General features: G+C 57.4%; 15 protein-coding genes. 7 read left to right on the forward strand and 8 right to left on the reverse strand.

The genetic code is table 11. The annotated features are described in order from the left end of the window. Nucleotides 1–15 precede the first annotated feature (15 nt). From B3C1_RS06200 to B3C1_RS06220, 5 genes are all read right to left on the reverse strand, one after another. The gene (locus tag B3C1_RS06200; RefSeq protein WP_008483632.1) at nucleotides 16–993 is read right to left on the reverse strand and encodes a quinone oxidoreductase family protein; all 978 of its coding nucleotides are present in this window, start codon (nucleotides 991–993) and stop codon (nucleotides 16–18) included. Nucleotides 994–1,285: 292 nt separating this feature from the next. Beyond that, nucleotides 1,286–2,140: a lipase secretion chaperone gene (locus B3C1_RS06205; protein WP_156804474.1), complete on the reverse strand. Its 855-nt coding sequence runs from the start codon at nucleotides 2,138–2,140 to the stop codon at nucleotides 1,286–1,288. Beyond that, entirely contained in the window at nucleotides 2,141–3,079 is a 939-nt protein-coding gene (locus B3C1_RS06210) for an esterase/lipase family protein (RefSeq protein WP_008483634.1), read from the reverse strand. A gap of 169 nt (nucleotides 3,080–3,248) precedes the next feature. After that, nucleotides 3,249–3,665 (reverse strand): hypothetical protein, encoded by a 417-nt coding sequence (locus B3C1_RS06215; protein WP_008483635.1) that lies wholly within the window; start codon nucleotides 3,663–3,665, stop codon nucleotides 3,249–3,251. An 81-nt stretch (nucleotides 3,666–3,746) separates the two neighbouring features. Then, on the reverse strand, nucleotides 3,747–4,154 hold the full coding sequence (locus B3C1_RS06220) for a lipoprotein (protein ID WP_008483637.1): 408 nt from the start codon (nucleotides 4,152–4,154) through the stop codon (nucleotides 3,747–3,749). Nucleotides 4,155–4,318: 164 nt separating this feature from the next. Here B3C1_RS06220 and recC point away from each other — a divergent pair, with 164 nt between their 5' ends. From recC to B3C1_RS06240, 5 genes are all read left to right on the forward strand, one after another. Continuing rightward, entirely contained in the window at nucleotides 4,319–7,582 is a 3,264-nt protein-coding gene (recC, locus tag B3C1_RS06225; RefSeq protein WP_008483638.1) for an exodeoxyribonuclease V subunit gamma, read from the forward strand. Further along, nucleotides 7,579–11,097, forward strand: a complete 3,519-nt coding sequence (gene recB / locus B3C1_RS06230; protein WP_008483639.1) for an exodeoxyribonuclease V subunit beta — start codon at nucleotides 7,579–7,581, stop codon at nucleotides 11,095–11,097. Before recC ends, recB begins: the two co-directional genes overlap by 4 nt. Continuing rightward, entirely contained in the window at nucleotides 11,090–12,967 is a 1,878-nt protein-coding gene (gene recD / locus B3C1_RS06235; RefSeq protein ID WP_008483640.1) for an exodeoxyribonuclease V subunit alpha, read from the forward strand. Before recB ends, recD begins: the two co-directional genes overlap by 8 nt. A 719-nt stretch (nucleotides 12,968–13,686) precedes the next feature. Beyond that, a complete protein-coding gene (locus tag B3C1_RS20120) occupies nucleotides 13,687–14,862 on the forward strand; it encodes a HEPN/Toprim-associated domain-containing protein (protein ID WP_156804475.1) in 1,176 nt (391 codons plus the stop codon). Nucleotides 14,863–15,525: 663 nt separating this feature from the next. After that, nucleotides 15,526–16,227 carry a hypothetical protein gene (locus B3C1_RS06240; protein WP_008483642.1) on the forward strand — a complete coding sequence of 234 codons (702 nt, stop codon included), beginning with the start codon at nucleotides 15,526–15,528 and terminating at the stop codon, nucleotides 16,225–16,227. A gap of 838 nt (nucleotides 16,228–17,065) precedes the next feature. Here B3C1_RS06240 and B3C1_RS06250 read toward each other — a convergent pair. Next, on the reverse strand, nucleotides 17,066–17,398 hold the full coding sequence (locus B3C1_RS06250) for a hypothetical protein (protein WP_008483646.1): 333 nt from the start codon (nucleotides 17,396–17,398) through the stop codon (nucleotides 17,066–17,068). Nucleotides 17,399–17,484: 86 nt separating this feature from the next. On the opposite strand from B3C1_RS06250, the gene B3C1_RS20125 reads away from it, so the two are divergent. Then, nucleotides 17,485–17,883, forward strand: coding sequence for a hypothetical protein (locus B3C1_RS20125; RefSeq protein WP_156804476.1), 399 nt, complete (start codon nucleotides 17,485–17,487; stop codon nucleotides 17,881–17,883). Nucleotides 17,884–18,330: 447 nt separating this feature from the next. On the opposite strand, the gene B3C1_RS06255 is transcribed toward B3C1_RS20125, so the two are convergent. Together B3C1_RS06255 and B3C1_RS06260 are read right to left on the reverse strand one after the other, a co-directional pair. Beyond that, entirely contained in the window at nucleotides 18,331–18,696 is a 366-nt protein-coding gene (locus tag B3C1_RS06255) for a hypothetical protein (RefSeq protein ID WP_008483647.1), read from the reverse strand. 80 nt (nucleotides 18,697–18,776) lie between these two features. Next, nucleotides 18,777–19,232, reverse strand: a complete 456-nt coding sequence (locus B3C1_RS06260) for a hypothetical protein (protein ID WP_008483648.1) — start codon at nucleotides 19,230–19,232, stop codon at nucleotides 18,777–18,779. Between the two features lie 244 nt (nucleotides 19,233–19,476). Between B3C1_RS06260 and B3C1_RS06265 the strand changes: the two genes are divergently transcribed. Beyond that, nucleotides 19,477–19,866: a hypothetical protein gene (locus tag B3C1_RS06265; RefSeq protein WP_192813350.1), complete on the forward strand. Its 390-nt coding sequence runs from the start codon at nucleotides 19,477–19,479 to the stop codon at nucleotides 19,864–19,866.

Genomic DNA, 19,866 nt, shown 5'->3' on the forward strand with positions numbered 1-19,866 from the left:
TGCCAGGTGGCGCGCTTAGGGCACCAGCACGGTGGAACCGGTGGTTTGGCGGCCGGCCAGGGCGATATGGGCCTTGGCGGCGTCTTCCAGGGGGAAGCGCTGGCCAATATGGATTTGTACCTGGCCGCTTTGCACCACGTCGAACAGGTCCTTGGCCATGGCCTGCAGGCGCTCGGGGGTGTCGGCGTAGCCGTTGAGGCTGGGGCGGGTCACAAACAAGGAGCCTTTCTGGTTCAGAATGGCCAGGTTGACCCCTTCCACCGGGCCGGAGGAGTTACCGAAACTCACCATCAGGCCACGGGGCTTGAGGCAGTCCAGGGAGGTCAGCCAGGTGTCCTTACCCACCGAGTCGTAGACCACGTCACACATGGCGCCGCCGGTCAGTTCCTTGACCCGCTCCACCACGTTTTCAGTGCTGTAGTTGATGACTTCCCAGGCGCCGTTGGCCTTGGCCAGGGCCGCCTTTTCGGCGGTGCTGACGGTACCGATAAGTTTAACCCCCAGGGCCTTGGCCCATTGGCAGGCAAAGGTGCCCACGCCACCGGCGGCGGCATGGAACAGCACCACGTCACCGGCCTTGAGGGGAGCGGTTTGGCGCAGCAGGTATTGGCAGGTCAGGCCCTTGAGCATCATGGCGGCGGCGCTGTCAAAATCGATCTGCTCGGGCAGCGACACCAGCTTGTTGGCAGGCAGCACATGGTATTGGCTGTAGGCACCCAGGGGGCCCTGGGCGTAGGCGACCCGGTCACCCACCTTAAAGCCCGTTACCCCTTCACCTATGGCGTCCACCACGCCGGCCCCTTCGGTGCCCAGGCTGGTGGGCATGGCCGGGGCCTTGTAGAGGCCGTCACGAAAATAGATGTCGATAAAATTCACGCCCACGGCGTGGTTTTTCACCCGAACTTCACCGGCTTTGGGTTCGGCCAGGGCCACCTCTGCCCATTGCAGGACCTCCGGGCCGCCGTTTTGTTCTATTTGAATACGCTTTGCCATTGCTGACTCCTTCTGTGGCGTTGCCCCTGTGATACCACTAGGCCCCTTGGCGATCTACTCCACTTTAGCCGGGTGGTCGCCTGTTCGCCTTGAGCTGCCGCCCCTGCAGGGTCAAGCCGCCACGCCCGCAGACGACGGCCCAAACGAAACAGCGGATGGGCATACAATGACAAGCCAACCTGGACCACAGCGCCCTGGCAAAGGTAGCGGCCTGGCTGGAAAGCCACATGAAGGTAACGCCCGCTAGGGCCATGGCGCCCTGGTTAGCAAAAAGCCGCCCAAGGGCGGCTTCTTATTGCAGTTGGTGCCTTAGCCAAACGTCCAAGCGCCGCTGCTCTGCCTGGGTAAAATGCTGGTCGCCATAATGGGCCAGGGCCTCCTGGCGCTCGGCCTGTGGCAGGCCTTGCAGGCGTTCGGCTTCGGCCCGGTAGGCCGCCACCCTTTGCTGCCAGTCCTGGCGCGCCGCTTTCACCTGTTCCAGGCGGTCTGCCACCTGGTCGCCAAATTCGGCGGCCAGTTGGTCACGGCTGGCGCCCTCCATGGTGCCAAGGCGGCTCAGCCGCTGGCTGGGGCCAAGGGCGCGCTGCACCTCAGGAGGCGCCTTGGCCAGTTCGTCATCCAGCCAGTCTTGGCGGGCCTGGGGGTCCAGATCCAAAGCCTGGATCTCAAGGCGCCTTAAGGTCAGTTCTTCCAGGCCTTTATCCGCCCCCCACAGCGCCGCGATTTCCTCAGCGCTGAAAAACTGCCCCCGCAGGGCGTCCCGCTCGGCCCAAGCGGCTTGCAACTCGCCGGCGCTGGCCCGGCTTGGCATCGCAAGACTCCCCATGGCCTTAAGGTACTGCTGGTAACGGGCGAAGGCCGCCAAGGCCTGGCCGATATCCGCCTCGCTCCAGCCGGCTTCCCGAAGGGACTGGGCCAAGCGCTCCGGCAAGGCCGCCAAGCCCAGCTCCCCAAGGGTGCTGAGCCAATAATCAAATCGGTCTTTTAGGGCCCCATCCAACACAAAGCCCGGGCCAAGGGCACCGTCGGTTTGGGTACCGGCCAGGCTGGCCACTGGGGCGCTGGGCCCTTTGGGGCTTTGGATAAGGGACCAAAAAAGGGTGCCGGCCCCCGTCAGGGCCAGCACCAATAGATGCCACGTCTTCACCTAGAGTCCCAGGTTTTTCAGACGGTTGGCTTGGGTTCTAAAGAGTGTTTTGGGGTTGGTTTCAAAGAGATTGACCAGGCCGAAGGTCTGGTTCACCTCGTCCAGGTGGTTCATGCCGTAGTTGTCCCGGATCACCTTGCCAAGGTGGCTGGAACAGCTGGACACCAAGCCGTCGCCGGGCTCGGAGAACACCAGGGAGGTGGCCAGCAGGCCGGCGTCGCTGATATCCAGCACATTGGTGACAGTACTGGCACCGCTCCAGGAGTAGTAATACACGCCGTTGCCGGCCTGCTCGTCCCCTTGGCCGCAGTACTGGCTGGGCATACCTTCCGGATAACGGGCGTTAAAGGCCAGGGTGCCGGCCGTGGTCAGGGACTCCAGGGCCGCAACGGCGTCCTGGGGGTCGGCCGGGGTGCCGGACAGGAACTCGATAATGCCGGCAAAGGCGTTGAAAGCCCCGGCGATAATGTCTTCTGACAGGCTGTCCTGGGGTATGGCGCCGCGCACCGCGTCGGCAAAGCTCGACCCCCAGTTTACGCCGCCCACAGAAGTGACCGACGCCACCTTGTCCGGGCTCATCGACGCCGCATAACGGGCCGTCGGACCGCCGTGGGAATGGCCAATAAGGTTGACCTTGTCGGCCCCGGTCAGGGCCAGGATGTTATCTATCTGCGCCAGCAACTGCTCGCCCCGTACCTCGGTGCTGTTGGCGGCCGACACATTCACCACATAGACCTTGGCCCCGTCCTTGCTGAGCGCCGAAGGTATGCCGTACCAGTAATCGACCCCCGCCAGGGAATCGAAACCGAACAGGCCATGGACCAGGACTATGGGATAGTGGGTTTGGGTATAACCGCTGCTGCTGTGCCAGAAGGCGGCTTGGCTGGCGGGCGCGGCGCACAACAGCGCCAGCCCCAATGCCAGAGGCTTGAGTGACATAACTCCCCCTTGTTGGTGGTGGTTTCCGTTCTGGGTCGGCCTTTTTTTATGTGCTGCTTGCTGACAGGTCCGCCCAGTTAACAAAAATTACACATCAGACCAGATAGGGCAACAGCATTGCCGCCCCTGCCTGTTGGCTATTTGCCAACCACTTGGAAACAATGGGAATTTAGCTGTCGCCGGGCACCAGCACTTCGGGCTGCTGATAACGACGCCGCACCCAGTTCACCGCTTTTAGCACCGAACTTTGCCGGATCACCGCTTTTTCCAGGGCAAACTTACCGGGAAAGTCCGACACCACCAGGGCGATAAGGATGGTCAACAGCCCCTGGCCGGGTAGGAACAGCATCAGGAAACCAGCCAGGAACAACACCAGGGCCAACAGATTGCGCATCAGCCACCAGGCCAGGGTCAGGGCCGTCCAATGGCGGGGGCGCTTTTCACGGACGAAGTAATTGGCCGGCATCTTCACGATGAGGTAGGGGATCACCACCATGGACGCCAGCACCATCAGCAGGCCCACTATGCCGATGGCGGGCAGGTAGGGGCTGATGATGTCGATAAGGGTTTCCAACCACTGGGGCATACTGCCTCCTTGCCACAAGTTGCCGCACTATCTTAGCCCCAGTGGGGGCAGACAAAAAAGCCGGCCCAGGGCCGGCTCTTGTCAGCGGGTTGCTACCAGCTTCCAACCCTCTTCGCTGCGGCGCAGCACCAGGGTTTGCTTCTGTTCCACTTCATCGCCGTCTTTGAAGTCGCCGAACTGCATCTTCAGGGCCATCAGGCCCAGGCCGGCGCCCAGGTCTCCAAGGCCGGAGCCCTTGCTCTCTTTCCTGAGATCCTCAGCCACCTCTTTGAGATCCTTGGTAAAGACCAGGGTGTACTGCACGTCCACCAGGTAGGTGTCTTCGCCCTTGGTCAAGGCGTCCAGCTTCTCGAAGTCGTCTATTTCAAAGAGCTCGTAACCGTCATTGAGCTTGGCGGTCAGCATGTCTTCCAGGTCACCCTCGCTGGGTTTGTCGGAACAACCGGCCAACAGGGCGGCGGCGGCCAACGCCAGGATCCATTTTTTCATTCTCGCTTCCTCATCTTGGGCCCGTCATTGGCGAACGGGGGCCCGATATTATGGCACAAGCCCCTAATCCATAAGATTTTTTTGAAGTATGCCAAGCCCGCTATTGGCGGTGCCCGCCTCTTGGCCGTTAAGATAGGGAAAACCGCCAAGCCAAGAACAGCCCCATGCACACCGGCCTTTCCATTATCCAGGGTAATAAGCTCGACGATCTGCGGGATCTGTTGGTGGCCTTCCTGGCCCAAAGCCCCCTTGCTCCCCTGGAAAATGAAACCTTCCTGGTGCAATCCAACGGCATGGCCCAGTGGCTGAAATTGGGCCTGGCCGAGAGCGCCGGCATTTGCGCAGCCGTAGACATGCAGATGCCGGTGCGTTTTCTCTGGCAGGCCTACCGCGCCGTGCTGGGGGCCCATAACGTGCCCCGCCACAGCCCCTTTGACAAACCCCGGCTGCGCTGGCGGCTGCTGCGGCTGTTGCCGACGCTAAGCGGCGAGGTTTACGCCCCCCTTAGACGCTTTTTGGAAGGGGACAGCGACCAGCGCAAGGCCTGGCAACTGGCCCAGAAAATCGCCGACATCTTCGACCAATACCAGATGTACCGGGCCGACTGGCTGGCGGACTGGGAAGCGGGCTTTGACCGGGTGCAAAGCCCCCGCGGCAAGGTTGAAGAGCTAGGCAGCGAGCACCGCTGGCAACCGGCCCTGTGGCGGGCCCTGATGGCCGACATGCAAAGCGAGCAAACCGGTATTTCCCGTTCGGCGCTGCACCAGCGCTTCCTGGCCGCCGCCAAGGCCTTGGACAGCCGCCCGGCGGGCCTACCCAAACGGTTGATTGTGTTTGGTATTTCTTCCCTGCCAAGCCAAGTGCTGGAAGCCCTGGACGCCATCAGCCGGCACTGCCAGGTATTGTTATTTGTGGCCAACCCTTGCCAGCATTTTTGGGGCGATATCGTCGATGGCCGCGATTTGCTGCGCCTTGAGCAAAAGCGCCAGCAGCGAAAACCCGGCCTGCCGCTTGAGCCCAGCGACGACGAGCTGCACGCCAGCGCCAACCCGCTGCTGGCCTCCTGGGGCAAACAAGGGCGCGACTACATCGGGCTTTTATCCCGCTACGACGAGCCGGACCACTACCGCGCCGATTTCCAGCAAATTGACTTGTTCAGCGGCTACGGCGACTCGGTGCTGGGGCAAATCCAGCAAGACATCCTCGACCTCAACCCGCTGCCAGAAGAAAAACGCGCCACGGCGGACGACTCTATTCGCCTAGTATCGGCCCACAGCCGCCAGCGGGAAGTGGAAGTGCTGCAAGACTTTCTGCTCACCCAGATGGAAAAGGGCCTAAAACCCCGGGACATCATCGTCATGACCCCGGACATTCAGGCCTACGCGCCCCATATCGAGGCGGTGTTCGGCCAGTTGGATTGGCGCGACCCGCGCTTTATTCCCTTTACCCTGTCTGACCGCACCGAGCGCGACGTCAAGCCGCTGCTGGTGGCCTTGGATAAACTGCTGACCCTGCCCCAGTGGCGCTTTGCGGTCAGTGACCTGTCCGACCTTCTGGACTTGGCGGCGGTGCGGGCCCGCTTTGGCCTTAGCGAAGCGGACCTGCCGCAACTGAAAGACTGGATAGGGGGCGCCGGTATTCGCTGGGGCCTAAACGGCCAGCAACGCGCCGCCCTTGGGGTGCCGGCCTTGGAGCAAAACAGCTGGCAGTTTGGCCTTAAGCGCTGGCTGCTGGGCTATGCCCAGGGCAATGCCGGCCCCTTTGCCGGTATCGAACCCTATGACGAAGTGGCGGGCCTCGCCGCCGGTGCCGCCGGTAGCTTGGCCGACTTGATTGCGCTGCTGGAAAGCTACTGGCAAGCCTTTCGCCAGCCCCAAAGCCCAGAGGATTGGGCAGCGCTGCTGCGCCAGTTGCTGAGCGACCTTTTTATTGCCCAGGACAGCGACGAACGGCTGACCCTAGAGCAGCTCAGCCTGGCCCTGGACGCCTGGCTAGAGCACTGTGCTGAGGCCCATTTTGACAGCGCCATAGAGCTGCACCTGGTACGGGACGCCTGGCTTGGCATGCTGGACGACGGCGGCCTGGCCCAGCGCTTTTTGGCAGGCTCGGTCAACTTCGCCACCCTGATGCCCATGCGCGCCATCCCCTTTAGGCTGGTGTGCATTTTGGGCCTCAATGACGGCGACTACCCCCGGTCGGTGGCGCCGGTGGATTTTGATCTGATGAGCCTGCCCGGCCAGTACCGGCCCGGGGACCGCTCCCGCCGCGAAGACGACCGCTACCTCTTTTTAGAAGCGCTGCTGTCGGCCCGGGATTGCCTGTATCTGTCCTGGGTGGGGCGCAGCGTACAAGACAACACCGAGCGGCCACCGTCGGTGCTGCTCGGGCAATTATTGGATTATTTAGAAGGGGGCTGGCAACAGCCACCGGCCATTATCCAGCACCCCTTGCAGCCCTTTAGCCGCCGCTATTTTGAAGGGGGTGAGTTCACCAGCTTTGCCCGGGAATGGCGCCAGGTGCTGGACAAGCCCGATGAAGAGGCCCCCCACAGCCTGCCGCCCCTGGGGGCTACCCCCACGGCAGACCTGGCGCTGCTGGCCAAGCTGCTGCGCTCCCCCTGCCAGCTGTTTTTCAACGAACGGCTGAAGATTTATTTGGGCAACGAGCAAGAAGTGCTGGCCGAAGACGAGCCCTTTACCCTCAACGCCCTGGAGCAATACCTGCTGACCGACCAGCTGCTGGCCGCCAGCCTGGACGGCACCCTGAACCGGGAACTGGAACGCCTGCACGGCAGCGGCGCCCTGCCCCTGGCCGGTTTTGCCGAACCCGCCATAGGCGGCGTGGTGGACGCCGCCACCGAGCTGGCCGCCAAGGCCCAGGGGCTGCTGGCCAGCTACCACCCGGCCAAGGCCCTGGAACTGGCCACAGAAGGCTTTGCCGACTGGCTGGAAGTAAGGCAGAGCAACAGCGGCGACAAGCTGCAATTACAATTGCGCCCCACCAGCGTCATGGCCGGTAAAAAAGTGAAATACCATGCCCTGCTGCGGCTCTGGGCCGGGCATCTGCTGGCAAACGGCACCGGCCACCTTGTGGACAGTAAACTCTTGGCGCCCGACGCCGAAGTGCACCTGGCCCGTGGGCCCTTGAACGCCGCCCCCATTTTGGCGGCCTTTAAAGCCGCCCTCGATGGCCCGCTGCCGGTGACCCCCAAGACTGCCTTTGCCTATCTGGCGGCCCAGGATAAAGGCGAAGAGGCGGCCATCGCCGCCGCCCAAAAAGCCTATGACGGCGACGATTTCAGCCCCGGCGAGCGTCTGCAAGACCTTTACTGCGCCCGCGCTTACCCCAGCTTTGCCGATATGGATGTAGACCACTTCCAGGCCCTGGCCCAAAGCCTTTACGCGCCACTGATGGAGGCCGTGCAATGAGCCAGCACCTTAACCCCCTGACCTTTCCCCTGCACGGCACCCGGCTCATTGAAGCCAGCGCCGGCACCGGCAAAACCTTTACTATCGCCGCCCTTTACCTGCGGCTGGTGCTGCAAGGGCTGACCCCGCCGCAAATTCTGGTGGTGACCTTCACCGACGCCGCCACCAAAGAACTCAAAGACCGTATTCGCGCCCGACTGGTGGAAGCAACCAAGGTGTTTCGCGGCGCCTTAGCGGGCGACCCACTGGTAGCGGCCCTTAAAAGCCAATATCCCGAAGACCAGTGGCCGGGCTGCGCCCGCCGCCTGGAGCTGGCCGCCCAGTGGATGGACGAAGCCGCCGTCTACACCATTCACGGCTGGTGCAACCGCATGCTGGCCACCCACGCCTTTGCCGCCGACAGCCTCTTTGAACTGACCCTGGAAACCGACCAGCGCCACCTCTTCGAGCAGGTGCTGGCGGACTACTGGCGCAGCCAGTACTACCCCCTGGCCGATGTGTCGGTGGTGGCAGAGCTGTGGAACAGCCCTGCCAAGCTGCACGCCGCCATTCGCCCCTGGCTGCCCTGGGCCGAGCCGCCGGTGGTGAACGCCAGCGAGGTATTGGCAGAGCTGGCCGAGCGCCAGCAGGCCTTGCTGGCGCCGGTGAAAGAGCAATGGCGCACCTTGCTGGATGACTTTAGCGCCGCCATGCTGGCCGCCCACGGCAATAAGGATTTCAACGGCAACAAGGTGCGCATCGCCACCCTCGAAGGCTGGCTTGAGGCATTAAAAGCCTGGGTAGACTCCGACGCCCTGCTGCCCGAGATCTCCGACAAGCACTGGGAGCGCTTTAGCCCGGCGGGGCTGGAAGACGCCGCCAAGGCCAATGTGGCCATCATGAACCACCCCGGCATCGACGCCCTGGGGGCCATCCTGGCCGCCCGCGCCAAGCTGCCCAAGGCCGATATCGATCTGGCGAAACACGCCGCCGGCTGGATAAAGGCCAGGCTGGAACAAGAAAAGCACCAGCGCGCCACTCTGGGTTTTGACGATCTCCTTACCCGCCTGGACCAAGCCCTGCACAAGGGTCCGGAGCTGGCGGACGTTATTCGCCGCCAATACCCCATCGCCCTTATCGATGAATTCCAGGACACGGACCCGACCCAGCTTAGGATCTTCGCCAAGATCTATGATCTTGAATCCAATCAAGAAGAGACAGGTCTCTTCTTGATTGGGGATCCTAAGCAAGCTATCTACGGCTTCCGGGGGGCCGACATCTTTACCTACTTAAAAGCCCGCCGTGCCACCACCGGCCGCCACTACCACCTGGACACCAACTACCGCTCAACCCAGGGCCTGGTCAGCGCCGTCAATCAGGTGTTTGGCCACCAGCCCAACAGTTTTTTGTTTGACGAAATTCCCTTTGAGGCGGTCAAGGCCAATGGCCGCAAAGAACAGCTGGTGATAAACGGCGCGCCGGTGCCGGCCATGACCGGCTGGCACCTGGCGCTGGATAGCGCCGTGTCGGGCAGCCAGTACCGCAAGCTGATGGCCGAGCGCTGCGCCAGCCAGATGGTGGCCATGCTTAACGGCGACGGCGCCTTTCAAGGCCCAGATGGCCAAACCCCGCTGCGCCCAGCCGACATGGCGGTGCTGGTGCGGGGCCGGGGCGAAGCCGACGCCATTCGCGCCGCCCTCTTTGCCCGTGGCGTAGCGTCTGTGTACCTGTCGGACAAAGAATCGGTATTTGCCTCCAGCGAAGCGCGGGATTTACTGGCGCTGCTGGCCGCTTGCGCCGAGCCCGAAGATGGCCGCTTGCTGCGCGCCGCCCTGGCGGCGCCAGTGCTGGAGCTGAGCCTGGGTTGGCTCGATACCCTCAACCAGGACGAGCTGCTTTTTGAGCAGCAAGTAGAGCGCTTTAAAGGTTACCAACTGCGCTGGCACCAGCGTGGGGTGCTGCCGATGCTGCGCCAGCTGCTGAGCGACTTTTCGATCCCGGCGCGGCTCCTGGCAAGCCCTGGGGGTGAGCGGTCCCTTACCAACCTGTTGCACCTGGCAGAATTGCTGCAAGGGGCGGCGGCCAAGCTCGACGGTGAGCAGGCCCTTATTCGTTATCTAAGTGAGGCGGTGGCCGACCCGGCTGCCGGCGATGAAGAAATTCTGCGCCTGGAATCGGACGCTGACCTGGTGAAGGTCATCACCATCCACAAGTCCAAGGGCCTGGAATACCCGCTGGTGTTCCTGCCCTTTGTGATGGGCTACCGCGAAGAAGACCGCCAGGGCCCTTACATCCGCTACCACGACGACAGCGGCAAGGCGGTGCTGGATATCGAAAAAACCGACGGCGCCTACGCCAAGGCTGAAAAAGAGCGGCTGGCCGAAGACATGCGCCTCTTGTACGTGGCGCTCACCCGCCCCCGCCACGCCTGCTTTTTGGGGCTGGCGCCGGTGAAAATGCAGCGCAGCGGCAAAAAGGGCGAGAACGACCTGCACCGGGGCGCATTCGGATATCTGCTGACCGGCGGTACTCCCATCGACAACGGCGCCCTGGGCGAGGCTTTTGCCAGGCTCGCCGCCGGTTGCAGCGACATAGTGCTGAGTGAGGCGCCCGACGTTACCGATGCCCAGTACCAGCCGAAAACCCAGCCGCTACCCCTGGTGGCAGCCCGCCCCTTTAAGGCGCCGCCGGCCGAGCGCTGGTATATCGCCTCCTACTCGGCGCTGCGCACCCAGGACTGGCAAAGCGATATCGCCACCCCCTTGGCCGAGAACATCAATAACCCCGACGAAGAACAAGAGGCCCAAAGCAAGGCCCTATCCGATTCCATCCACCAGTTCCCCCGTGGCCCTGGCCCCGGCACCTTCCTCCACGGCCTCTTTGAATGGGCCGCCCTGGAAGGTTTTGGCAAGGTCACCGAGCCCCAGGCACAAAAGCTGCTGGCCGCCCGCCTGACCCGGCGCGGCTGGGAGCAATGGCTAACGCCCCTGACTAGCTGGTTTGTGGAACTCCTTAATAAGCCCCTGGCGCTACCAGGGGGCGAAGCGGTGGCCCTGGGGGCCCTTAATAGCTACCAGGCGGAAATGGAGTTCTGGTTCTCGGCCCAGCAGGTGGATTTGCAGCAAATGGACATGCTGGTACATCGCCATACCCTGGGCGGCCACGGCCGGCCCATGCTCAGCCCAGGCGAACTGAACGGCATGCTCAAGGGCTTTATCGACCTGGTGTTCGAGCACAATGGCCGCTATTACGTGCTGGATTACAAATCCAACCACTTAGGGGACGGCGACAGCGCCTACAGCCAGCAAGCCATGGCGGACGCCATTCGCGAAAAACGCTATGACCTTCAGTACGTGATTTATCTGTTAGCCCTGCACCGCCTGCTGAAATCCCGTATCCCCGATTACGACTACGACCGCCATATGGGCGGCGCCGTTTATCTGTTCCTGCGCGGTGGCCACTGCTACCTGGACCGCCCCCAGCGCGAACTCATTGAGGGCTTAGACGCCATGTTCGAGGGTAAAGCCCATGCTTGAGTTACTGGACGCCTGGGTAGAACGGGGCTGGCTGCGCCGCATCGACCGCGCCCTGGTGCGCTGGCTTAAAGAGCTGGAGCCCAGCACCCCAGAGCCGCTGCTGCTGGCCGCCGCCCTTTGCTCCCACCAATATGGCCGTGGCCATATCTGCCTGGATTTAAGCGCCACCTTGTTGGATGCCGACGCTACCCTGTCCTTGCCGCCGGAAGGGGACCTGGGGGAAGAGATGCCCACCAAGCCGTCACAATGGCTGGAGGGCACCCAACTTGAGGGCTGGCTGGCGGCCATCAAGGGCTCGCCCCTGGTCAATACAGAGGCCAGCCCCCTAGTATTGGTGGAAAACCGCCTTTACCTGCGCCGCAACCACGGCTTCGAACAAGCGGTGGCTGGCCATATCACAGACCGCCTTGCCCCCATGGAGGTGAGCCCCGAGCTTAAACCCCAGCTGGACGCCCTGTTCGGCCCCGGCCTTAACTGGCAAAAGCTCGCCTGTGGCCTGGCCTTTCGCATGCCCTTTACCATCATCACCGGCGGCCCCGGCACCGGTAAAACCACCACTGTGGTGCGCCTGTTGGGCCTTAAGCAGCAACTGGCCCTGGCCAGCGGCCAAAAGCTGCGTATTGGTCTTGCCGCCCCCACCGGCAAGGCAGCGGCCAGGCTGACCGAGTCCATTCGCGGCGCCGTAGAAAAGCTGGCGCTGCCGGATGCGGTAAAAGCGGCCATCCCGGTGGAAGTCACTACCCTGCATAAACTGCTGGGGGTGATTCCCCAAAGCCGCCACTTTCGCCACCACCACCAAAACCCCCTGCATCTGGACTTACTGGTGGTGGACGAAGCCTCCATGGTGGACTTGGAGATGATGAGCGCCCTGTTGGACGCCCTGCCCGCCTCAGCCCAGCTGATTTTGCTGGGGGACAAAGATCAGCTGGCCTCGGTAGAAGCTGGCTCTGTACTGGGGGATCTGTGCCAAGGGGCAGACTTGGGCGGTTACGACGCGGACACCCAGCACTTTCTAGAGGGCCTTTGCGGCGAAAGCCTGGCGGCCTTTACCCAAGGGCAAAGTGCCCTGGCCCAGTGCCGGGCCATGCTCAGGGTCAGTCACCGCTTTGGTAGCGATTCCGGCATAGGCCAACTGGCGCGGGCGGTGAACCTGGGGCAAAGCGAGGCGGCGTTAAAGCTTCTGCGTGAAAACCGTGACGACTTAAAACTGCTGCCCATCAAAGACGACGGCGTGGCCCTGTCTCGCCTTGCCATCGAGGGTTACCGGGGTTATTTGCAGGTGCTCAATGCCGAGCGTAGTAGCGAGCGCGACGCCTGGGCCGCCAAGGTGCTGGCCGCCTTTGGCCGTTTTCAAATGCTCTGCGCCCTGAGAAAAGGCCCCTTTGGGGTGGAAGGACTAAACCAGCAAATTGCCGAGGCCTTAAAAGCCAACGGCCAGTTGGAAAACGACCACGGCTGGTACGAGGGCCGCCCGGTGCTGGTGACCCGCAATAACTACACCTTGGAACTGATGAACGGTGATGTAGGCATTTGCCTGCGGGTAGTGGAAGCCGACGGCAGCCAGCGGCTGCGCGTCGCCTTCCCGGTGGTGGGCGGCATCAAATGGGTACTGCCCTCGCGCCTTTCTGATGTGGAAACCGTCTTTGCCATGACGGTGCATAAATCCCAAGGCTCGGAGTTCGACCACACCGTGCTGGTGCTACCTGACACCCTAAGCCCGGTACTGACCCGCGAGCTGGTTTATACCGGCATTACCCGTGCTAAGTCCTGTTTTACCCTGGCAGCGCCGAAGTTGGGGTTATTGGCGGCGGCTGTGGAGAGGAAGGTTGAGAGGGCGTCAGGCTTGAGGGAGGCCTTTGCTGGGTTGTAAGTATTGGCTTCGGTTTCTTCCGCTTAGTCCAGCCATAACATGACGTTGTTTTAAATGCAGGGGGGCGCCCCTGCACGCGCCCTACTTTTGGGGTCAAAAGTAGGCAAAAACCTCGCCCATGTTACGCTTCTTCTTCGCCTCTGGTCGTTCCCGGTCCACCGGTTCATACGCGCTCCCGGCACGTACTCACCAGCACCTAGGCGGCCCCCTCACATCCCTGTCACGGCTGCCCCTTCACGTCAATTCGCGGACAAGCCGCTCTCGCTCCCTAGCGAAAGTCAGTCCACCGGACTGATTTCTTAACGCGCTCGCCCCAACGGCTCAGCGCTGCACTTAACGGGCGGGAGAGCCGCACCAAGCAGTCCCGAGGTTGCTATTCGTTAGCGGCCTTCGTTGTAACACTTTGACTTTATGAGAGATTCAAAGTGGGTGTCCTGTATAACTCTTCGCCAGAGCCTAATAGAGGACCAGAGCCTTAGAAGCCGAGTGGGTGTAAAGGCGGCGGAATTCGGAACACATTAAGGCGCAGTACCAACCCTGGCGCTATAACGACGCCGGGTATATGTCCGCAAACCGCTTTTCATCGACAGTTGCAAAATACGGGGCGTCCATATATGTCCTCTATAGATTTTGAAAATAAAACTAAGCATCACCTCGCAACATTTAAACATTAACGGTATAAGAATATAAATCATATTAAGTAATACGGAGAGCTAACCATGTCTACTTTCGCTGGGATAGAAATTGGTGACTACAACATCACTGAATGGCAGAACACTTACCATCAATGGCTCTTTGTTGACACTGATCGCGTAAGAGATGTTGATGGAGAAAATATTTTCATTGGTTTCCGCGCTGATGCAGGAAAAATAAAACGTAGGTTAGAGTTAATTGGAATCAATAAAGATTCCGTTAGGTTAGAACTAGAAGAATTGAAATCCACTTGGATTAAAGATATAAAATCTCTGATAAACCTTTTCAATGAAAATGAGGAAATTAGCTCCCAATATTGTAATTATTTAAATGGTCTAGAAACAAGCTCAATCGAAAGTTGGTTGAAAATTATTCCTATTGTTAAAGATCGAGATTGCTACAAAAATGAAGGATATATTCACTTAAGTGATGATGAAAAAAACCTTTTTGAGTTTATCAATTCTGACTATGATGAATATCCCAACTACACTTCAGGAGGATACCGATTTCCCTGTTTTTCAATTGAAAGCTACGCTTGGTTAATTCTACAATTAACTGAAGATAACACACTTTGTGAGCTTGATATCTCAGCACTAATAGATAGTGGTTGGGTAGATGACTTTGATGATATTAAAGAGTTTCAAGCTGGGAGTACTATATTCTTTGACCAAGCTAAAAAAGAGATTGAAGAAATAGTTAATTTAGTCTCATCAGATCAGAATGCCACTATTTTAAAAAGGCTAGTATATGGCGGATTAATTGGAGTGCTGGAGGCATACTTAGCCGATGTTGCTAAACGCCAGACTTTAAATAAAAAGGCTATAAAAAGAAGATTTGTCGAGAGGTTTACTCTATTTAATGAAAACAAGAAAAAAATTTCCGTTTCAGAGATTTATAAAACAATCGAGGGTATAGACAGATCGATAATTGAATGCATTGACAGTCTATCTTTCCATAACATTAAAACAATAAAGTCTTTTTATTCTTCAGTTCTTCTTATCGATTTTCATGATGCTGTTATTAATCAATTAAGTAATGCAGTATCAACTCGCCATGATGTTGTTCATAGAGCAGGAAAAACGCCAGAAGGAGAAGCCATTGAAATAACTAACCAAGCAATAAATGAACTATCAAAATTAATACTGTCAATCATGGAGTTTGTAGACAAAAAAATAATCGATGGGTTACTTGATAGCGAATAGATGGTTAGGAAGTAGAATAATAGATGTAGATTTAACTCATTAATACTTCAGGTCTTAGCCGTGTTAGGTACTTCTCATATACTTTGAAATTATTAAGCACTGTGCTTAGTTAACGGGAAAATACTAAGTGGTACTGCTGTTTAGGAACTTGGCCATGGCATCTCTCGGATACAGGCCAGGGATAAGGAGGGAAGACACCCTTTGCATCTGCCTGTCCCTGGCAAACAATACTAGGCACTAGTATCGGCCCACGTTTAGCGAAAACGCAAGTAAGTCCATGCCTGTTAGGGACTTAAAACCTAGGCACACTACTAAACCGGAACGAAGCTACCCGCTTTATCGCCCGTTAAGTGCAGCGCTGAGCCGCCGGGGTGAACGCGTTAAGAAAGGGGGCCAGTTGCCCCTTTTTAGCTGGCGAACGCGAGCAGCTTGCCTGCGAGCTGATGATGGTTTTTGCGCGTGCGTACAAGGGGCCCCCCCCTGCGTATAAATGAACTCGCCAATAACATTTATCCGGCTAATACACCGACGCCACATTACCCGCCCGCCGGTGCGGGAACCGGCAAATATAACTCACTCAGAGGGGACTGAGTTTCCCGGCTTATAGCCAGACGCCAAGCTCTCAGGGTAACCTGAACGCTAAACCGACAAGGACGTGTTCCCATGCTGAAAAAATGCCTGCTACTCACCGCCACACTCAGCGCGCCTCTTCTGGCAGCACCTTTTGAGCCCATCGATTGTGCCGACGATCAAAACCTGCAAATGGAGCCAGAGAAGCGGTATCAGCAGCAAAAAAACGCTCACCATATTGAACAAGGGGGAAAGGAAGCATTCCTCAAACAGTTCACGGATCCTGAGCAGGAACGGGTGGCATTCAAATCGCTGGATTTTTCCCGAGGCCAATATCAGAAAACGGAACAGGGGCCGCCATTTGCGGACGACCTTATCCAATTCGATATCACGCCTCACGTCACCTACAGAATCGGCAATGCCCTGCTGACCGGCAGCAACTTCGGTGAGTTTGGCGGCGAGTTGATGCTGTTGAAGGACAACGGCGAAACAAGGCGGTTGGCCCAGCTGAATGTCGAAGATATCTACCGCATGCCTTTTGGCATGGTGGTGACCTCAGGCCTGGCCCATATGAGTTCAAACGCAGGCCAGATCTACCTGATCAACCCGGATTTCACTCTGACCCTGCTCTACGCCCTGACCGGAATGCCCAGGTCCAGCTACCTGCTGCCAGAGGGCGACTTGCTGATCAACAGCTATGTCAGCGGCACCGATCAGAAGCTGAACCATCAGGTGCTGACCAAGGACGGCTTATTAAGGCGCGTGAGCTGTATAGACGAAGACACCCAGAAATAAACGAAGCTACCGGCTTTGGCTCTTTAGCCCGTTAAGCGCAGCGCCTCACTGGCGGGAGCGTGAGCTGACGCGAGACATGGATGCGAGGCGGCCAGCTTGGTCGAGCGGAGGACGTGTCGGGGCGAAGCTTGCACGGTGAAGCGCAGCTTCGCTGCTGCTGAGCGTGAGCACAGGACGTGCGAACCGGAATGAGCCGCCACGGAAGGCTAACAACACACTGACTATCTGAACTCATTGGCGGAACGTGGGCCGTGGTTTTGTCTGGGCAGCCCCGCTGACTTTTGCCGAAACAAAAGTAGGGCGCGTGCAGGGGCGCCCTCCTGCATTCAGAGCTTTGATCAGCTCTTCCAGAAAATAATTGGTGGCACTGGTATTGAGAAACTTGGCCATAGCGTCTTCCACTGACTTGGCCCGGGGCGGGTGGTTACTGCTGCCTGTCCCTGGCATCTGTTAACTAGGCATTAACTTGGCAAGGCAGGCGCAAAAAAGCAAGGAAAACGCACCAGTCCTGTTTTATTACCCGCTATTCCTCGACGCAGCCACTCCTACCACTGCCAATCTCAGGACCTGAAGGTTGGGCTCTTGCGGCCCCTTTAAGTGAAGCGCTGAGCGGGAGGGCACCTTGTCGAAGGACATCACTTTACCCTGCAGGTGACTAGGGCCGAAGAGCCTCTCCCCTATGCCTGCCCTGGCGAAATGAGCCGGCAAGAAGCTGGCCCACATATAAAGCCCCACTGCCCCAAAGGAGACCGAAGCTGGCCGGACTGTTGCCATGCATTCGTGCGGGTCCCCTTTCCCCGTCAAGACTTGATATCGGGCCTTTTTAATTAACTTTTTCTTACAGGGATGACATTAACTTTTCTGCATCCTTGGCCAATTTTTCGCAGCCCGATTTGGAAAGTAGCGGATCATCTTTGCTCTTTACTCCCCGCTCCTGATATTTTTCAATCGCTCTATCGAAGGAGCCATAGAAGTAATTTTTTAGGTTTGGATCTTTCATCACTTCATCCTTCATTCTCGACGCCAATAGCAAGTACTTTTCGGACATCTCGATATCCTTTCTCACATCGACTTCAATATTAACGCAAAGGTTCAAGCTGAGATAAGTCGAGGCATATCTATCATCAATACCCACACCAATGCCCAACGCTAAATAAATAAGAGCTAACATTTAATCAATCCTTGATCATCATTTGACATCAGACTTTATTTTTCCAGGTTACCATCTAACCTCACCTTAGCAACAAGGATAGTGCTATGAGTAATCTCAAAGAAGCTACCGATAGATACCTTACAACAGATTTTAAGAATAAACCCGTCCTAGCGCTAGTGGCCCTGATAGGGCTGGGCCCGTATAAGAAAACCATTTCATCATCTATAGACACTTATGGGCCTATACTTACTGGCATAGCCCTATATCGTCATCTACCTCACTTGGAAAGGTCTTCTGATAACAAAAGCATACTTGAACTGGAAGGAAGCCCGTTGCAATCTAGGCTGATGGGGTTACTTACTGATTTAAGTTTTCAACCTCATTGGCATTTGTGGAGTCTGTCTAATGACAAGCTTATGGAATTTTTTAGCTTCAACAGTAAAGTCGAATCGGCAACGGGACAGTTTAATCCACTTTCCTTTAATGCTTATCTGGCTGAGTAAACTCTCATGGATAAATTAATTTTATGCGCTTCTGCGCTGCTCCTTTCTGGATGCCTTTACCAAGGTGAAGGCATTGCTGTTTTCGGCGTAGAGAATGATACGTCTTTTCCAGCCAGCTATACCATTTCTTGGGATAACACTTCAACGCTTACACAAGGTCAACTTAACCATGGCGAGCATATAGAGTGGACCTCGGGAATGCGGTCACATAGCCAAAGCGACTCAATGGTAAAATCTGTCTCTTCCGTACAGATAGACTTCTCGAATGGCTGCACCGTTACGCTTGGCCAAGGAGAGATTTACCAAAGCACAATCCAAAGCCAATACACGTTTTTGTTTTCAGAGGCGTTGAAAAAGTGCCCGTAGCATTATCCAGCAAACCATGTGGCGAGTCGTCAAATCGGGTCAGTTGAAGAAACACCTCCTAGGGTCACTGGCCAGAACAAGCTATTGCGCCTTGCCAACACTCCAGATTTCACTGACCTGAGTCTTTCCATCCAATGGCGTAAATTCCTCCAACCGACCAAGATACTGAACGGTGTAGGAGAGCGGATAGCGGGGCTCATCCGGCCTCTTTATCAAGCCGCACTCATAGAGATTTGGAAGGCGCTTAGATTTCTGTGGCGTCTCGGAAAATCTCATATGATCTTCAACCAGCACCCGATGTTTGCTGGTATTTTCCAGCTCCAACCACCCTAGCAGTAACGCCGTTGTAGTATCAACACGCTTCGCCATGGCCTCTTGGGCATATCCCTCAGCCAACACCGGCAGGGAAAAAGCGACCGACAAAACGGCTATCAACAACCTATGCATTTCTTCCCCCAATCCTGTATCAACGTCCGGTCTATTGAAAAATAAGCCTATCTTTTGAAGGGAATAATGCCCTTCACCCCTCACTCCCTTTCATACTCCCCACAAACCCTATCCCTTTCGGCAACCAGCGTCTTGTCAGCCATGGCCTGCACCCTTAGGTCGCCACAGCGGCGCTTGAGTTCCGCCTGCCGGCTTTTACCGTAATCCTTTATCTGGGCGACCTGCGGCTGGTAACGGGCTGCGGCGTGGCAGTACATATTCTTGTGCTGCTTGTCTTTCATGGCTTGGCAAAGCTCGTTGAACAGGGCTTTGGCCTTTTGGGTGCAGAGGCTGTGGCGGCTGGCGTCCTGGGTGTTGTCAAAGCAGACCGAGCGGCTGTCGACCATCCAAAACTGATGGTTGAAACGCACCACTTCGTTTTGATAGCGATAGGCATGGCTTTCTACCTGGCTATTCATGCTGTCCAGCATCTGTTGAGCAATAAGGTCGGCCGGGATTTGCAGCAATGACGCCAGAACCAAGGGGGTTAAGAGCATGTGGGTTCATCCTTGAACGGGTATCGCTTAATTAATCAGCAGCCGGTGGCTGCCGTCAAGGTATCAAGAGCTAGCGGCCAGGACACAAGGCATTCAACCACTCCAGTATCTATTCACCACTCACCATAAAATTGCACTAACTAATTGATAAGGCTAATATCGTTTTAAGAAGTATCTATTCACTCCCCCTTCAAAGACCATGCCTTTTGGGGCCTTCACCGCCACCAACGCATAAGGATTTGCCTTGGCCGCACCCACAGCAATAACCAGAACGCTGATCGCCCTGCTAGCGCTTTTCCTATCCGGCTGCCTCTTTATGGGGGAAGGCCTGGTTATCTTTGGCATCGAAAATGACACCGCCAGTCCCGCTCAGTATCAGCTGACCTGGCAGGGCAGCGATGAAGTCTTTAAGGGTGAGTTGGAGCCGGGCGGCCATAATGGCTGGACCTCGGGCATAGGGGCCAGCCACCGGAGCGACAGCATGGTGAAGTCGGTCAAGGCGTTAAGGGTGCGCTTTGCTGACCTTTGCCAGGTCGAGCTGAGCCAGGCCGAGCTTTACCCCCTGGCCATGGCGAACCAATACCATGTGCTGTTCTCTGACTTAAGAAAAAGATGCCCGGCATCCAAGGAATGA

The organism is Gallaecimonas xiamenensis 3-C-1 (assembly GCF_000299915.1).
Classification (GTDB): domain Bacteria; phylum Pseudomonadota; class Gammaproteobacteria; order Enterobacterales; family Gallaecimonadaceae; genus Gallaecimonas; species Gallaecimonas xiamenensis.

What these genes read in the sequence shown, in the direction of transcription:
- recB (WP_008483639.1), top strand. Translation starts at nt 7,579, where the DNA reads ATGAGCCAGCACCTTAACCCCCTGACCTTTCCCCTGCACGGCACCCGG.
- B3C1_RS06240 (WP_008483642.1), top strand. Translation starts at nt 15,526, where the DNA reads ATGCTGAAAAAATGCCTGCTACTCACCGCCACACTCAGCGCGCCTCTT.
- B3C1_RS06250 (WP_008483646.1), bottom strand. Translation starts at nt 17,398, where the DNA reads ATGTTAGCTCTTATTTATTTAGCGTTGGGCATTGGTGTGGGTATTGAT.
- B3C1_RS20120 (WP_156804475.1), top strand. Translation starts at nt 13,687, where the DNA reads ATGTCTACTTTCGCTGGGATAGAAATTGGTGACTACAACATCACTGAA.
- B3C1_RS20125 (WP_156804476.1), top strand. Translation starts at nt 17,485, where the DNA reads ATGAGTAATCTCAAAGAAGCTACCGATAGATACCTTACAACAGATTTT.
- B3C1_RS06260 (WP_008483648.1), bottom strand. Translation starts at nt 19,232, where the DNA reads ATGCTCTTAACCCCCTTGGTTCTGGCGTCATTGCTGCAAATCCCGGCC.
- recD (WP_008483640.1), top strand. Translation starts at nt 11,090, where the DNA reads ATGCTTGAGTTACTGGACGCCTGGGTAGAACGGGGCTGGCTGCGCCGC.
- B3C1_RS06255 (WP_008483647.1), bottom strand. Translation starts at nt 18,696, where the DNA reads ATGCATAGGTTGTTGATAGCCGTTTTGTCGGTCGCTTTTTCCCTGCCG.
- B3C1_RS06215 (WP_008483635.1), bottom strand. Translation starts at nt 3,665, where the DNA reads ATGCCCCAGTGGTTGGAAACCCTTATCGACATCATCAGCCCCTACCTG.
- B3C1_RS06210 (WP_008483634.1), bottom strand. Translation starts at nt 3,079, where the DNA reads ATGTCACTCAAGCCTCTGGCATTGGGGCTGGCGCTGTTGTGCGCCGCG.
- B3C1_RS06220 (WP_008483637.1), bottom strand. Translation starts at nt 4,154, where the DNA reads ATGAAAAAATGGATCCTGGCGTTGGCCGCCGCCGCCCTGTTGGCCGGT.
- B3C1_RS06200 (WP_008483632.1), bottom strand. Translation starts at nt 993, where the DNA reads ATGGCAAAGCGTATTCAAATAGAACAAAACGGCGGCCCGGAGGTCCTG.
- recC (WP_008483638.1), top strand. Translation starts at nt 4,319, where the DNA reads ATGCACACCGGCCTTTCCATTATCCAGGGTAATAAGCTCGACGATCTG.